9 protein-coding genes and 1 tRNA gene are annotated in these 16,725 nt (G+C 41.3%); 8 read left to right on the top strand and 2 right to left on the bottom strand.

From position 1 onward, the window contains the following. Positions 1-205: 205 nt before the first annotated feature. From smc to FR932_RS11665, 7 genes are all read left to right on the top strand, one after another. Positions 206-3,688 carry a chromosome segregation protein SMC gene (gene smc / locus FR932_RS11695; protein WP_019442909.1) on the top strand — a complete coding sequence of 1,161 codons (3,483 nt, stop codon included), beginning with the start codon at positions 206-208 and terminating at the stop codon, positions 3,686-3,688. A gap of 19 nt (positions 3,689-3,707) precedes the next feature. Then, positions 3,708-4,835, top strand: a complete 1,128-nt coding sequence (zipA, locus tag FR932_RS11690; RefSeq protein WP_019442908.1) for a cell division protein ZipA — start codon at positions 3,708-3,710, stop codon at positions 4,833-4,835. Between the two features lie 78 nt (positions 4,836-4,913). Beyond that, positions 4,914-6,947 carry an NAD-dependent DNA ligase LigA gene (gene ligA / locus FR932_RS11685; RefSeq protein WP_019442907.1) on the top strand — a complete coding sequence of 678 codons (2,034 nt, stop codon included), beginning with the start codon at positions 4,914-4,916 and terminating at the stop codon, positions 6,945-6,947. 269 nt (positions 6,948-7,216) lie between these two features. Beyond that, a complete protein-coding gene (gltX, locus tag FR932_RS11680) occupies positions 7,217-8,629 on the top strand; it encodes a glutamate--tRNA ligase (RefSeq protein ID WP_019442906.1) in 1,413 nt (470 codons plus the stop codon). Between the two features lie 116 nt (positions 8,630-8,745). Further along, positions 8,746-8,821: transfer RNA gene (locus tag FR932_RS11675), tRNA-Ala, on the top strand. Between the two features lie 184 nt (positions 8,822-9,005). Continuing rightward, entirely contained in the window at positions 9,006-10,082 is a 1,077-nt protein-coding gene (locus tag FR932_RS11670; RefSeq protein WP_019442905.1) for an AI-2E family transporter, read from the top strand. A gap of 103 nt (positions 10,083-10,185) precedes the next feature. Continuing rightward, positions 10,186-11,124 carry a class I SAM-dependent methyltransferase gene (locus FR932_RS11665; protein WP_019442904.1) on the top strand — a complete coding sequence of 313 codons (939 nt, stop codon included), beginning with the start codon at positions 10,186-10,188 and terminating at the stop codon, positions 11,122-11,124. Between the two features lie 1,257 nt (positions 11,125-12,381). On the opposite strand, the gene pta is transcribed toward FR932_RS11665, so the two are convergent. Beyond that, positions 12,382-14,511, bottom strand: a complete 2,130-nt coding sequence (gene pta / locus FR932_RS11660; RefSeq protein ID WP_019442902.1) for a phosphate acetyltransferase — start codon at positions 14,509-14,511, stop codon at positions 12,382-12,384. A 105-nt stretch (positions 14,512-14,616) separates the two neighbouring features. After that, positions 14,617-15,810 (bottom strand): acetate kinase, encoded by a 1,194-nt coding sequence (locus FR932_RS11655; protein ID WP_019442901.1) that lies wholly within the window; start codon positions 15,808-15,810, stop codon positions 14,617-14,619. A 410-nt stretch (positions 15,811-16,220) separates the two neighbouring features. Here FR932_RS11655 and yfbV point away from each other — a divergent pair, with 410 nt between their 5' ends. Then, positions 16,221-16,658, top strand: a complete 438-nt coding sequence (gene yfbV / locus FR932_RS11650) for a terminus macrodomain insulation protein YfbV (protein WP_019442900.1) — start codon at positions 16,221-16,223, stop codon at positions 16,656-16,658. Positions 16,659-16,725: the final 67 nt, after the last annotated feature.

The raw sequence follows: 16,725 nt of genomic DNA, 5'->3' as shown, positions 1-16,725 counted from the left end.
GTTTAAGTGGCATATCTTATCATGCTGTGGTGATGGTGCGGCTATCATTGCATCTATCATTTCACTGTCATTGTAATAAAGAGACCTCAATTGGCGTAAAAAGTGCAGTAAAAAGCAACAGCTTTTATATTCTACCTAGACGAATCTTTAATATTACACATACATCTGCTAAAGTTTTCTGGTTATTCTATCTACGTTGTTGGCTATGTACCTTAAAAAGATCAAAATATCAGGCTTTAAGTCGTTTGTTGATACCACGGAACTGCTTTTCCCCTTTGATATGACTGCGGTTGTTGGCCCCAATGGCTGTGGTAAATCCAATATTATTGATGCAGTCCGCTGGGTACTGGGCGAAAGCTCGGCCAAGCACTTGCGTGGTGATGCGATGGCTGACGTTATTTTTAACGGTTCAGTGGCGCGAGCACCAGTTTCAAGAGCCAGTGTTGAACTGCTGTTCGATAATGCCAAACAACGCATTGATCATGCTTTATTACAATATAACGAAGTGTCTATTCGCCGTGAACTCTACCGTGATGGGACGAATCAATACTACCTCAATGGTAAAAAATGCCGCCGTAAAGATGTCACTGAACTGTTCTTAGGCACAGGTTTAGGACCACGTAGTTATGCGATTATTGAGCAGGGTATGATCTCGCGTTTAATCGAATCTAAGCCCCATGAATTACGCCATTTTATCGAAGAAGCGGCTGGCATTTCTAAATACAAAGAAAAGCGTCGTGAAACCGAACAACGGATTAATCAAACCAAAGATAACCTTAATCGACTTGCAGATATTCGTATTGAATTAGGCGTACAAATTGATAAGTTGAAAGTACAGTCAGCAGTTGCTAAGCAGTTTCGAACGTTAAAACAGCAGCAACGGGAAGCGAAAAGCCGCCTTGGATTAGTGCAAATATACGATGTTGAGCGTTCTATTAATCAGCTTGCCCAGCAAAAATTAGTGTTAACGAATGAACAAGAGAAACTGACGGCCACGGCGACGAAATTGCAAACTCAGGTCACCGATTTGGATGTACAGTTAAACGAACTGTCGATATTAATTGAAAATCAGCAACAAGCGTTTTATTTACAAGGCACAGAGCTAACCAAGATTGAGCAGAAATTACTGCATCATAAAGCGCGTAAGCAAGAATCAGCGGGTAAACAACAAGACAACCTACAGCAAAGCGAAAAGTTAAACGCATTACTGCAAGAAGAACAAATGCAATTAGAGGTTCATCAGCAACAGGCTTTATTGACCGCAACTGACTATAACCGACTATCTGCAGAATTAGTGGTGATTGAGCAATCCCTTGCGACGGCGACGATCACGAGCGATCAGGCGATTGCCCAGCATGCGGTATACCTTGAAAAAGTACAACGCTTTAGCAGTAAACTGGATGTACTGACCAATGCGGTGAAAAGCGCTGAGTCAGTCTTAAATAAAAGTAAACTGCAGCGTAGTGAGTTAGCTGAAGAGCAACGTCAATTTGTTCAACATAGTAAACAAGTTTTAATCAGTGATAAAACCGTTGAACAACAACAGCTACAATCACAAGAAACACAGCTAGCACATGAATTAGCGGGCTTGCATAACGGCGCTCAAGGCATTGATAAACAAGTATCAGAAATCGATAAAAATATAGCTCAAAATGCGGCTGAAAAAATTGAAATTAAAGCATCACTCAGTGTTATCGCAGAACTGTTACGTAAAGCGGAGCATGCCGACCACGCCCAGACTTGGTTAGAGTGTAATTTCGATTCTATTCCGTTAAAATTGTTACAGCAGTTAGATGTTGAACCCGGTTGGGAATCAGCTGTTGAGAAAGTATTGGCGAATTGGCTTGATGCTTACTGTATTTCGGATGCGCAACTGGCTCAATTTGATCTTGATGCACTACCGGCTTTGCAGTGGTTTAAACCGAGCCAATGTGACGTGCGGCTTGGCTCGTTAGCCGATAAAGTCAAAAACAATCTATTTAACCGTCAGCTAAATCAAGTGACTTGTGTCGCGAATATTAACGACGCGAAAGCAGGCGTGGAAAATCATAGCGAATACAGTTATATCACTGCGCATGGCGATTGGTTTACCGACGAAGGTGTGTGGCTATCACAGCATGCCAAAGCAAACGTATCGTCACCACAAGGTCGAATTGAAATGCAACTGCAAGCATCTCAGTTGCAGAACCGTTTAACGACCATTGAAACCCTGATGGATAAACAACATAATCAATTAATCGTATTGAAGGTGACTCAAGACGAATATCAGCATCAAACGGAGCAGTTGCAAAATCATTTATATGATAAGCAAAGTGAGGTGAAACAGTTAACCGTTGAATTGGTTTTATTACAGCAACAGCAAGCGCAATGGCAGCTTCAGCATGATCAATTAAATACCCGGTTATTAACGCTGGATAATTTACTCGCAATTGAAGCGGAGGAAGTGCAGCGCTTTAACGAGCAGATAATGTCGACACAAACTGCAATCACTCAGCTCGCGAACGATGATGGCTTGATTCAAAAAGCGGAATCAGCGAAAGCAGACAAAGCTAAATTTTTACAAGAACAACAAGTACTGGTTACACAAGTACAAGAGTTGCTCTTGGTGAAAACTAAATGTACCGTTGAAATAGAGAAACAACAGCAGCTTATCGCCAAAACAAATGCACAGTATCAAACTATTTTACAAGATATTGCTGCATTAGGTGACGACTCATTATATGCTGAAAGCTTACAGCAACTAGAAACTGCACGCGCGCTCGCAGCTGAAAAACAAATTGCTATCGAAAGTGACAACAACGCGAAGAAATTAACCCGTACAAAACGGGTTAATGATAAGCGTGATATTGAAGAAAAACGTGCTAGGATAATGTCAAGTAGCTTAAAAGTGAAAGACAAAGTACAGCAGTTAGATTTAAAGCAGGCGAACAACAAAGCAAGAGAACAGCTATTATATCAACAAATTGCGGATGACCATGTGGATGTAGACACATTGAAACGTGAGTGTGTTAATATATTAACGTTAAAAGAATACCAGCAACAGTTGAAACAACTAGAAGCACAATTACAAAAGATAGGCGCTGTTAACTTGGCGGCAGTCGAAGAATTTGAACAACAATCGCAGCGCAAGCAGTATTTAGACGAACAAACTGATGATTTAGAGAAAGCTATCGAGACGCTCGAAGCGGCGATTGTTAAAATTGATAAACAGACTCGTGCTCGGTTTGCGACAACGTTTGAAAAAATAAACACCGATTTTAAAGCACTATTCCCCAAAGTATTTGGTGGTGGTGCTGCTTGGTTAGAGCTTACATCAAGTAATTTATTGGACTCGGGGGTCACCATTATGGCGCGCCCTCCAGGTAAAAAAAATGCGCGTATTTCATTGCTTTCCGGTGGTGAAAAAGCCTTAACTGCATTGTCATTAGTGTTTGCGATATTTCGATTAAACCCTGCGCCATTTTGTATGTTAGATGAAGTGGACGCGCCACTCGATGAGTTAAATGTCGGGCGTTTTTGTAAACTGGTTCAGGAGATGTCAGAAACAGTACAATTTATTTATATTAGTCATAATAAGTTAGCCATGGAAATGGCTCAGCAATTAATAGGAGTGACCATGCATGAACCTGGGGTCTCTCGAATCGTCGCAGTCGATATATCGACAGCGGTAGAACTTACAGACAATTAACATTAAGAGATAGGCTGTTATGCAAGATTTGCGACTTGTTCTCATCATATTAGGGTTTATTGCAATTGTTGCTTTAATTGCCCACGGCCTTTGGTCGAATAAAAAGAACGAAGTAAAACCATTAAAAGATAAACCGTTAGGTAAAGTTCGTCAGAGCGTTAAAGATGAACAAGGCTTTGACCTTGATGGCATCGGTGAAAAACGCGTTGTGACTAAGTCTGTCGAGCCGACGATAAACTTAGGCCGTGAAGAGTCGACACCTGTCGCCGTTGAAAAAATTGAGCCGCAGTTTAATAGTGCTATTAAGATGAGTGCTGTAAGTAATAGTGGGCTAGCGAGTTCGTTTTCTGCAACCGATGTTGAAGGGTCTTTGACTGCATCCGATGGGAATAACAGTGTTAAAAACGATTTAAGTTATGATGTGGTTAGCGCGGAAGTTGTAAACAATGCTGAACATGAAGCGATAACAGGGGATGATGACGAAATTCGCCCTGTTATTAGACCTGTCGCTCACGTGGTGCATGATACCGCCCCTACCGTTGATAATGACGAGAGTTTAAACCACATTCAAGCTGTTGAACACGCTGAGATTGTGATTGATACAGTGCGTGAAGATAGTGCTTTTTCTCACAACGTTGTTGATCATACGGCTGTTGATCATCTGGATAGTCTGACTAAAAATGATAACGATACAAGCGCTCAACCTGAAGAAATATTGCCAGATGAAGCTGTATTTGTAATCAATATTATGGCGCGTGAAGGCAAGAGCATTGCTGGCGCCGCATTATTACAAGAGCTATCTGCCTTTGGCTTCAAATTTGGTGCAATGGATATTTTCCATCGCCACGTGGATGCTGCAGGTAAAGGCGCAGTTATCTTTAGCCTTGCGAATATGGTTAAACCAGGTACGTTTGATATTGATACGATGGAGCAGTTTGAGTCTCCAGGGGTATCGCTATTCATGATGTTTCCATGTGCAGGTCAAGCATCACATAATTATGCACTGATGCTAAGTGCAGCAGAGCGCATTGCTGACGGCGTTGATGGTTTATTAATGGATGGGTCTCGTAATCCATTATTAGAAGACGCTATCGAGCAAGATCGCGCGTTTATTCGCAAATTAGAAAATCGTTCATTAGCGAAATAAATCATGTTATTCAGATAAATGCCTCACCTCGGTGGGGCTTTTTTTGATCTTCGGAATTTTTTATCTTTGGAAGTAAAGATGACAGAACAAGCAAAGCAAATTCAAACCTTAACACTTCAGTTAGAAGAATATAATCACCAGTATTATGTGCTGGATGATCCGACTGTGCCGGATGCGGAATACGATCGTTTATTACGTGAATTAAAACAGTTAGAAACAGACCACCCTGAACTTGCGTTAGCAACATCACCAACACAAAAAGTCGGTGGCGCAGCGTTGACTGCCTTTAGCCAAATTAAGCACGAGATCCCGATGTTGTCATTGGATAATGTGTTTTCTGCAGAAGAACTATTGGCGTTTGAAAAGCGTTTACAAGATCGTTTATTAACTAAAACCGAGATCAAATTTAGCTGTGAACCAAAACTCGATGGTCTTGCTGCCAGTATTTTGTATGAAAATGGTCACTTTGTTCGTGCAGCCACTCGTGGCGATGGCCAAATTGGTGAGGACATTTCTGAAAATGTAAAAACCATTAAATCAATTCCACTGCGTTTACGTGGTGATGATTTTCCAGCGCGTTTAGAAGTACGTGGTGAAATATTTATGCCGAAAGCTGGTTTTGAACAACTGAATATTAATGCCAAGAAGAAAGGTGAAAAGACCTTTGTGAACCCACGTAATGCGGCAGCGGGTAGCTTACGTCAGCTTGATCCTAAGATTGCAGCAAGTCGTCCACTAGCGTTCAATGCTTATTCATTAGGTGTGGTGGAAGGCGAGGTTGAAGGTAAAGGCTTATCCAATTCTCATGCTGAAAACTTACAAAAATTAAAGCAATGGGGTTTACCTGTTTGTGCCGATGTCACTGTAGCAACTGGTTATCAAGGTTGTTTAGATTTTTATGAAGACATTGGTCAGCGTCGTGATGCACTGTCGTATGACATTGATGGTGTTGTCTATAAAGTTGATGATTTAGAGCTGCAAAAAACACTTGGTTTTGTTGCGCGTGCGCCACGTTGGGCAACTTCACATAAGTTTCCTGCACAAGAAGAAATTACCACATTATTAGATGTTGAATTCCAAGTCGGACGTACAGGTGCAATTACACCAGTAGCACGTTTAGAACCCGTCTTTGTTGGTGGCGTCACCGTGAGTAATGCTACGCTGCATAACTCAGATGAAATTGCGCGCTTAGGTATTAAAATCAAAGATCAGGTGATCATTCGCCGCGCAGGTGACGTGATCCCACAAGTTGCTCGCGTAATGCTAGAGCGTCGCCCTGATGATGCACAAGAGATTGTATTCCCTGTAACATGCCCTGTGTGTGGCTCTGAGGTAGAGCGCATCGAAGGTGAAGCGACGGTGCGTTGTACGGCTGGTTTGTATTGTGGCGCACAACGTAAAGAGGCGATTAAACACTTTGCTTCGCGTAAAGCCCTTAATGTTGATGGCTTAGGCGATAAACTAGTAGAACAGCTTGTCGATGCAGAGTTAATTAAAACGCCTGCCGATCTATTTACAATGACCTTTGGTAAACTAACTCTGCTTGAACGCATGGGGCCAAAGAAAGCCACAAATTTACTCGAAGCGTTAAAAGTAGCTAAGCACACTACACTCGCTAAATTCCTCTATTCTTTGGGTATTCGTGAAGTCGGTGAAGCGACGGCAGCTAACTTAGCCAATGACCTATTAACGTTAGAGTTCATCAAAAAAGCCTCGGTTGAGCGTTTGGTGTTGATTAGCGATGTGGGTGAAATCGTTGCGAAGCATATTTATTACTTCTTCCGCGAAGCGCATAACCTTGAAGTGATTGACCAGTTAATCGAAGCGGGCATGACTTGGGACGATGTGGCAGTGAAAGAAGAAAGCCAGCAGCCATTACTGGGTACTATCTATGTGATCACGGGTACATTAGTGAATATCTCGCGTGCAGATGCGAAAACACGTTTACAAGACTTAGGCGCTAAAGTCGCTGGCAGTGTGTCGAAGAAGACAAGTGCGTTAGTGGCTGGTCCTGCGGCGGGCTCTAAGCTGACGAAGGCGCAAGAGTTAGGTATTGATATTCTCACTGAGGACGATTTACTGGCACTCTTAGCAAGACATAGCAGCACATAGTTAGTTTATGGTAAAAGTTGATATCAGTTTCGATAAGCAAACTGTATAGAAAAATGTTATTGCTATCGCAAACATACATGGCCATGGATGGCCTTGTCTAAGCGAACATGGATGTCTTGAGCGGTTTGCAGGAGTAATAACATTTTGAACACTTAATTTTAGTTCGCGTGTTGTTAGTTTTAGCTTTAATGGTAAAATGCGCAGCATCATGTGCTTAACCTGTTGGTTGGTTAAGCGAATCATATAATGTAAAAGGTATTGTGAGACTTATGACTGTTAAGACTCGTTTTGCACCTAGCCCAACTGGCTACTTGCACGTAGGCGGCGCACGTACAGCGCTTTATTCTTGGTTACATGCAAAAAGCCAAGGTGGTGAATTTGTATTGCGTATCGAAGATACTGATTTAGAACGTTCTACTCAAGAAGCGGTTGACGCGATCTTAGAAGGCATGAAATGGGCTGGTCTGGATTGGGATGAAGGTCCGTATTTCCAAACTCAACGTTTCGATCGTTACAACGAATTAGTTGATCAACTGCTTGCAGAAGACAAAGCATACAAATGTTATTGTTCACGTGAACGTCTAGACGAGTTACGTGCAGCGCAAATGGATGCGAAAGAAAGCCCACGTTACGATGGTAAATGTAGCCACGGTGACATTGAAGACACTGGTGCTGATTTCGTTGTGCGTTTCCGCAACCCGAAAGAAGGTTCTGTTATCGTTGATGACAAAATCCGTGGCAAAGTTGAATTTGCCAATACTGAATTAGATGATCTGATTATCCGCCGTACTGATGGTTCACCAACATACAACTTCTGTGTTGTTGTTGATGACTGGGATATGGGCATTACGAATGTTGTTCGTGGTGAAGATCACCTGAACAATACACCACGTCAAATCAATATCCTAAAAGCACTTGGCGCGCCTGTTCCACAGTACGCACACGTTGCAATGATCTTAGGTGATGACGGCGCTAAATTGTCTAAGCGTCATGGCGCTGTTGGCGTTATGCAATACCGTGATGACGGTTACCTACCTGAAGCACTACTAAACTATTTAGTTCGTTTAGGTTGGTCACATGGCGATCAAGAGATCTTCAGCACTGAAGAAATGATCAAACTGTTTAGCTTAGATGCAGTAAACAAAGCGCCATCAGCGTTTAATACTGAAAAGCTACAATGGGTTAACCAACATTACATCAAAACACTGGCGCCTGAATATGTTGCATCACACCTAGAGTGGCACATGGCAGACCAAGGTATTGATATCACGAATGGTCCAGCGCTGGCTGAGATCGTTAAGGTACTTGCTGAACGTGCTAAAACACTGAAAGAACTTGCTGCATCTAGCCGTTACTTCTTTGAAGACTACGCTGATTTTGATGCAACTGCCGCGAAGAAACACTTACGTCCAGTAGCAAAAGATGCATTAGTTAAAGTGCAAGAGAAATTAGCTGCTATTGCAGATTGGAGCGATGCTGAAGTATTACACGCTGCAATTAACGACACTGCGACTGAGCTTGAAGTTGGCATGGGTAAAGTGGGTATGCCATTACGTGTTGCGATTACTGGTGCCGGTCAATCTCCGTCATTAGATGTAACATTAAAGCTTATCGGCAAAGAACGTAGCCTTGCTGGTATCGACAAAGCGTTAGCATTTATTGCTGCACGTGAAAACGCCTAACGGTGTGTGAATAATAACCTTTCTGTCGTTTGGTCGTGATTTTATATTGTAGATATTGACACTAAAACGGCAGATAGAATATTATCTCTGCAGCAACACCAAGTTGCTGCAGAAATGGGGCCATAGCTCAGTTGGGAGAGCGCGACACTGGCAGTGTCGAGGTCATCGGTTCGATCCCGTTTGGCTCCACCATTTCTGCTTCAACTATATGATTATCATTCAGTTAATCATCTTCAGTTCAGTTTGTAATGTCATTTGCACTCATTTTGCACGCAAACCATCAATATAATATCATTATTGTTTTTACCCTGTTAAGGTTATATTCATCAGTCATGCCGTAGACTACTGGCGACTATGAGCTCCTTAATGAGTAACTATGAAACTTATATTAAACGAAAATAGCCAAATGCGTAATTTGGTGATGATAGCTGCGGTGATCATTATTCTTGGTGGTATTAAAATTGCCACTCCGATCATCATTCCATTTTTACTGGCGATATTTATTGCCATTATCTGTAATCCATTAGTCGAGTTGATTACACGTTGCCGTATACCACGAGCAATCGCCATTTTCGTGGTGTTGATTGTTGCGATCATGATTGGCTTGACAATCACCAGTGTGATTGGCTCAAGTGTACAGCAGCTCACCAGCAATATTGGTGACTACCAAAGTCAGATCAGAGGCCACTACGGAGACTTGGTGGTGTTTTTGAATAAATACAATATTCAAATATCGTCAGATACCCTACTCGAATACTTCAATCCAGGTACGGCTGTAACTATGGTATCGAGCATGGTCAGCAGTTTATCTGGGGTAATGGCTAACATCTTCCTGATCTTGTTAACTGTGGTGTTTATGTTGTTTGAAGGTGATGTATTACCGAAGAAACTACACTTAATGTTTAAAGACCCAGATTTCAAATTAGCACAATTAGACAAGTTCTTAGACTCTGTGAATAAATACGTCGCGATTAAAACCTTAGTCAGTATTGCCACGGGGATGTCTGTTGGTTTAATGTTGTTTTTAATGGACGTTGATTTTTACCTACTATGGGGGTTAATCGCATTCCTACTTAACTATGTACCGAATATCGGCTCGTTAATTGCGGCAGTCCCTGCGGTGATCTTGACTATGTTGCAACTGGGTTTACCGGAAGCGGGTGCTGTCGCTATTGGTTATGTGACGATTAACTTGGTCATGGGGAATGTGATCGAACCACGCTTCATGGGCAAAGGTCTGGGTTTATCGACCTTGATTGTCTTCTTATCATTGATCTTCTGGGGCTGGTTGCTTGGTCTGGTCGGTATGTTATTGGCTGTACCACTGACGATGATTGTTAAAATTGGTTTAGAAACTATTAACGACAACAATTGGATGTCGATACTGATCAGCAGTGATGTCGATGTGAAGATAAACCGTGATGTTGAAGTAAAAAATAACCAAGAGGCTTGATCGCAATTTAGCGTTAATCAAGTATAATACGATGAATTGAAGAAAGGGATGTACAGTGTGCATCCCTTTTTGTTTTATACGATTAATTAAGGTGAATAAGATTGTGACTGTTGCTATGCCCGAGGCTGATAAGAAATTGCCGCTTGAATTTATTGACTTCTCTGCTGTTGCAGAAGATGCCTGTCGCTTGTTCCATGGTCGTGGCCATACGTATGCTGGTTTCGAGCACATGAATATCGATTGGTTGTCACCAGTTGCACTTATTACGTTATACAAAGAAGAAGACAACGATTACTTGATACTGCTCGCTGAAGCATTACAGGCGCAACTCGGTGAACAGTGTAAAACGGTATTAGTGCAATTCCGTTGTCGTGAACGTGCACCGACGTCATTGTTTCTTGGTGAAGAATGTAATCGCACCGAGATCACTGAAAATGGCATGACCTTCAATCTTGAGTTTGGTCGTGCACAAAACACTGGCTTGTTCCTAGATATGGCCAATGGTCGTCAGTGGGTTAAAGCACAGTCTGAGAATGCTAACGTATTAAACTTGTTTTCTTATACTTGTGCGTTCTCTGTTGCTGCGTTAGCGGGCGGGGCAGACAAAGTGATGAACGTCGATCTTAGCCGTACGTCACTGACTATGGGTCGTGATAACCACCGCAGTAATGGTCATGATCTTAAGAAAGTTAAATTTGAAGGTGTTGATATCTTTAAATCATATGGGCGTTTACGTAAGCATGGTCCTTATGATTTGTTGATCTCGGATCCACCGTCGTTCCAAAAAGGCAGTGTCGATATTAAGCGTGATTACAGCAAGATCATTAAACGCATTCCGCAGCTGATGAAACCGGGCGGTAAAGTAATGTTATGCTTAAATGCACCAGAGCTTGGTGAGCAGTTCTTATTTGATAATGTTGCTGAACATTGCCCTGATTGTGTGTTCCAAGAACAACTACCAACGCCAGCTGTGTTTAAAGAAGCAGAAGTGGGCAAAGGCCTTAAAGTATTAATCTTTATTTACTCGCCGAAAGCAGAGTAGTCGATTTTAGCGTCAAAAAACACCCATATTACTTTTTGGTATAACTTATATTAAGTTGTTCTATTTTGTTTATTATCGTTCAGTTTTAGCCTCGTTATTGTATGTCGAGGTCGTGATCCCTTTGTTATTTCGTCTGTTTGCTTTCATATGAAGAGCGCACAAGCAAAATGTTGATAAATAATTACAGAATGGATTTATTGATGAGGATCAATATTTTCATCGAGAACAACAAATATTGCGGACTTAAAATGCTGTGTTAGGATTAATACATGGACTGGGCAGAAGGTTGTTCCAGGGAAGTGTGATAAGCGGATTATCGATTATCGGCATATTTTAAAGACGTACTGTTAAGTACTATTAAGGTGGTTATGATGGACTATAATGAAAACGATTTATCGTATTATCAACTTCAAGACGAATTAAAACAAGAATTGGAAGCGGAATTAGGTGACCAACTTGAAGATGAGTCAGGCGTTAACTAATCTGCACGACAGACTAATGTTGCGATAGCAAACTGATTATAAAAAGCCTCAATTTGAATTGAGGCTTTTTTTATACCTGTTTTATCATAATTTGATGCCTTTTTTATAGTAAATAGTTAATTTGAATCGGTCTATTTTAGCTGTTTATATGACTTGCCTGATACCTGCACTTTACTTCACTTTTAAATCATCATGTTATACACAGGTTAGTATTATTTATGTATATACACGCTTAGTTGTATTTAGCGTGTGTATAACTTTAAGCATTAAACACGTGTTGTGGACTAAATTAGTTATATACCCTAATCGTTTTGTTAATAATTGACTTTTTTGTTGGGTTATCCACAGATTCTGTGGATAACCATGTGTGTTAACTTATGGTGAATCTGTAAGTTGTTGTATTAAAATGATTTTACTTCGTTGCATTTATATTTCATGAAAAATCAAGAAAAAATTAGAAATTAAATACGACTAAAGACTGAATAATTTAGTTGTTTTTGTTATATAAAATAGCCTCATAGGACGCTGCAGCGGGCTCTTTTAGATTTGATATACAAGGGTTGAATATTTAGGGTTAATCGCCCTGAGCGTTATTGTAGACAGCGTATGTAAATCAATGTCGATGTGAGGAAGATAAGTATCAAAATCTTGGGTAAAGAAACGCTATACCATATATTAATTGTGAGTTAATTAATGAGGAATAGCCTAAAATATGAATGGGTACAAAAAAGGCTTCCCGAGGGAAGCCTTAATACACGTTTAACAGATTTTCAAACTAGTTGCTTAATTGCTTAGCTTGAATTGCTGTTAGCGCGATTGTGTAAACGATATCGTCTACTAATGCGCCACGTGATAAATCATTTACTGGTTTACGCATGCCTTGCAGCATTGGACCAATAGAGATTAGGTTTGCAGAACGCTGTACCGCTTTGTAAGTTGTGTTACCAGTATTAAGATCTGGGAATACAAATACAGTCGCTTTACCAGCAACAGGGCTGTTTGGCGCTTTACTTTTTGCAACATTTTCCATAATAGCAGCATCGTACTGTAATGGACCGTCGATGATTAGATCTGGGCGACGTTCTTGTGCAAGTTTAGTTGCTTCGCGTACTTTTTCTACATCACTACCTTGGCCTGATGAACCAGTTGAGTAAGAGATCATCGCAACGCGAGGTTCAATACCGAACGCTTTAGCAGAATCAGCAGATTGAATTGCGATATCAGCTAGTTGGTCAGCATTTGGATCTGGGTTAATTGCACAATCACCGTACACTAATACTTGATCTGGTAGCAACATGAAGAAGATCGACGACACTAGGTTTGAACCCGGTGCCGTTTTGATCAACTGTAGTGCTGGACGGATTGTGTTTGCTGTCGTGTGAACGGCACCAGATACAAGACCATCAACTTCAGCTTGTTCTAACATCATAGTCGCAAGAACAACACTATCTTCTAGTTGTTCACGTGCTACGACTTCAGTCAGGCCTTTCGCTTTACGTAGTTCAACCATAGGCGCAACATATTTTTCACGACATGTTACTGGATCTACGATTTCAACACCGTCACAAAGCACGATACCTTGGCTTTCTGCAACACGTTTAATTTCAGCAGGGTTACCCACAAGTACTGGGATCGCGATACCGCGTTCAGCACAAATGTTAGCCGCTTCAATTGTACGTGGTTCTTCACCTTCAGGAAGAACAACACGTTTCTTCGCTTGACGTGCTAATTCTGTTAACTGGTAACGGAATGCAGGCGGGGATAGACGACGAGTACGCTGTGTACCAACTGTTAACGTTTCAATCCATTGCTTGTCGATATGACTTGCGATGTATTCTTGAACCGCTTCGATGCGCTGTTTGTCATCTGCAGGGATATCAAGATTGAAGTTTTGAAGCGTTAATGCTGTCTGCCAAGTGTTTGTTGGCGTTAACATGATTGGTAAACCTGTTGCCATCGCTTGTTGACAAAGTTTTAATACACTTTCGTCTGGACGAGCATCACCAGTTAATAGTAATGCGCCAACTTTAACGCCGTTCATTGCAGCAAGACATGCAGCAACAATCACGTCAGCACGATCGCCAGAAGTAACTAATAAGCCACCTGGACGGAAGTGCTCAAGCATGTTCGGGATAGAACGTGCACAGAAAGTGATACCCACTAGACGACGTTCTTCGATTTCGCCTTCGTTTAGGATTTCAGCATTTAAGTGTTTAGCGAGATCTTTTGCACGTGGTGCAATTAGCTCAGCGCTCCATGGGATACAACCCAGGATAGGCATTGGGCTTTTGCCAAATACTTGTAGCACTTCTAGGTTATGGCTAGCATTACCTGTGTTTGCTTCAAACATTTCAGCAAGATCTGGACGGCTACGGCCAGCTTCATCAAGTGGTGCGCCAACTTTGTTGATCACACAACCAATGATGTTTTTGTTTTTGCTGCCGCCGAAATTAGAACAAGCGATCTCTAAACGATCTTTAAGTTGCTCTGAAGAATCTGTGCCAGGGTTAGTCACAAATACCATTTCAGCGTCAAGTGCTTTAGCGATGTTGTAGTTAACATCGTTAGCAAATGGTTGTTTTGATGTTGGTACTAGACCTTCAACAACAACGATTTCAGCATCAACCATGTGTGATTCGAAACGTTCAACGATATCTTCAAGAAGTACGTCAGTTTTACCAGCACCGATTAATTTTTCAGCGTGTGATAAAGTGAACGGTGTTGCAGGTGATGCATTCGTTCCTTGACGGATAATTTCAGTTGAAAGCTCTGGACCTTTTTCGCCTTGGCGAGGTTGAGCAACTGGTTTGAAAAAGTTAACGTTTAGGCCGTTGCGTTCAAACGCACGAACCATACCTAGACTAACAGAAGTTACGCCTACGCCTACGCCAACTGGGATAAGCATTATAGTGCGAGCCACTAGCGTCCCCTTATATTGGGATTGAGAAGAAAGAAAGGTGCGATGACACCTTTCTTATAAAAGTTAAACTTAGTTAAGTTAACTAGCTAATTAGATTAAGTTTACTGCGTCTTGTGCAATAACTAATTCTTCATTAGTAGAGATAACCATAGCTTTAATTTTACTGTTTGCTGTAGTGATTGTACCTTCACTGCCGAAACGTGCAGCTGTGTTTGCAGTTTCATCTACTTCGATACCGAAGATAGAAAGTTGGTTAAGAACGATTGAACGGATAACGTCAGAGTTCTCACCGATACCACCAGTAAATACGATAGCGTCGATACGGCCTAAAGCTGCTGCGTATGAAGCGATGTATTTAGCTAGACGGTAGCAAGAAAGTTCCATTGCGCGTACTGCGCCAACTTGACCTTCTGCATGGCCATCTTCGATAGCACGGCAATCGCTAGAAATTTCAGACACACCTAGTAAACCACTTTCGTTGTTTAGCATGCTGTTCACTTCTGCAAGCGTGTAGTTACATTGTGTAACTAGGTGGTTGATGATGCTTGGATCAATATCACCACTACGTGTACCCATTACTAGACCTTCAAGCGGAGTCATACCCATGCTTGTGTCTACTGATTTACCATCTTTAATTGCACAAACAGATGCGCCGTTACCTAGGTGACAGTTGATGATGTTAGTTTCTTCAACTTTTTGACCTAGAAGTGCTGCTGCTTCACGGCCAATGAATAGGTGGCTAGTACCGTGCATACCGTAGCGACGTACGCCATTTTCGCGGTATAGTTTGTACGGTAATGCGTATAGGTATGCTTTTTCAGGCATAGACTGGTGGAACGCAGTATCAAATACAGCAACTTGTGGCAGTGTTGGGAATGCAGCTTGTGCAGCACGGATACCGATAAGGTGAGCTGGGTTATGAAGCGGTGCTAATGTTGCACAGTCTTCGATGCCTTGCATTACTGCATCATCAATGATTACTGATGAAGTGAATTTTTCGCCGCCGTGTACAACACGATGACCGATCGCTACGATAGCGTCGCTCATTTCTTTTTGGTCTTTAAGAATGTTATTTACGATGTATGCTACAGCTTCTTTATGTGAAGCGCCTGCGCCTAGATCGGCTGTGCCTTTATTGCCGTCAAGTTTCCACTTGATGCGTGCGTTTTCTAAATTAAAGCATTCAGCAAGACCAGATAATTTTTCATCACCTGATACTGAATCAAGAACTGCAAATTTAAGAGAAGAGCTACCACAGTTTAGAACTAGAACGAGTTTATTCATGCGTAAAAACCTATTATGAAATAATCAATAAAATAACTGATAACAATACCTAGCGATTTTCGCTCTGGTATCGTATCTTTATTAAAGCAGAGAGATTGTCTGTGCTTAGCAAATTGGCTGACACTGTCATTTTTACGTACGATGTCGTAGTTGATACGACGAATGTTCGTTACTAAATATCCATCTTAAAAAATGACGACTTGTTAAAACTGTGAGTTGTATCACTCACATTTTCCCTTAAAGTGTTAACTGCCTCATAGTTTACTTGCAATGGGACGATATCTCAAAGTATATTTGTAATAAAGTTGATCTAAACCATTAACGTGACATTCATATACTATTTTACCTGTACCACGACATAGTGTATGGTTTGAATTATAGAAAACTTATCTTTTTATGGGAGGATGCTGATGGGTGTGTTTAAAGATACGCTTTATAAAGGTCAACATTATATGGCGCGCTGGCCAATGAAAAAAGAATTGGCAGCCCTTTTTCCTGAAAATAGAATTATTGCTGCGACTCAGCTTGGCTTTAAGACAATGCCGCCACTCGCTATTTTAACGGTGATGATGCAGTACCTTTATGGGGACATGCAACAATTACCTGCAAGTATTGCGATTGCATTATTATTGATTACTTTACCGATGCAAGGCTTGTATTGGTTAGGTAAACGCTCGAGCGAGTTATTACCTGTTTCACTTGCTACTTGGTATCGAGAGTTATATCAAGGATTAGTGACGCAAGGTTATGAACTAGAGCCTGCAGCAAAAAATCCACATTACAGTGAATTGGCTGATATTTTAGAAAGTGCATTTAAACGTATGGACAAAGCCTTTATGGCAAAATAAGGTATTGCCTTATAGATATTATGGCTAGCCTTGCTGATAGCCTAAATTAAATACCGATATTATCGTT

The organism is Moritella marina ATCC 15381 (assembly GCF_008931805.1).
GTDB lineage: Bacteria > Pseudomonadota > Gammaproteobacteria > Enterobacterales > Moritellaceae > Moritella > Moritella marina.
Note: the sequence above shows the minus strand (reverse complement) of the source record. Positions and strands in the feature narration are given on the sequence as shown.

Excerpts from the sequence above, each read along its gene's own strand:
- smc (WP_019442909.1), top strand. The coding sequence starts at position 206 with ATGTACCTTAAAAAGATCAAAATATCAGGCTTTAAGTCGTTTGTTGAT.
- ligA (WP_019442907.1), top strand. The coding sequence starts at position 4,914 with ATGACAGAACAAGCAAAGCAAATTCAAACCTTAACACTTCAGTTAGAA.
- FR932_RS11670 (WP_019442905.1), top strand. The coding sequence starts at position 9,006 with ATGAAACTTATATTAAACGAAAATAGCCAAATGCGTAATTTGGTGATG.
- FR932_RS11655 (WP_019442901.1), bottom strand. The coding sequence starts at position 15,810 with ATGAATAAACTCGTTCTAGTTCTAAACTGTGGTAGCTCTTCTCTTAAA.
- gltX (WP_019442906.1), top strand. The coding sequence starts at position 7,217 with ATGACTGTTAAGACTCGTTTTGCACCTAGCCCAACTGGCTACTTGCAC.
- zipA (WP_019442908.1), top strand. The coding sequence starts at position 3,708 with ATGCAAGATTTGCGACTTGTTCTCATCATATTAGGGTTTATTGCAATT.
- pta (WP_019442902.1), bottom strand. The coding sequence starts at position 14,511 with ATGCTTATCCCAGTTGGCGTAGGCGTAGGCGTAACTTCTGTTAGTCTA.
- yfbV (WP_019442900.1), top strand. The coding sequence starts at position 16,221 with ATGGGTGTGTTTAAAGATACGCTTTATAAAGGTCAACATTATATGGCG.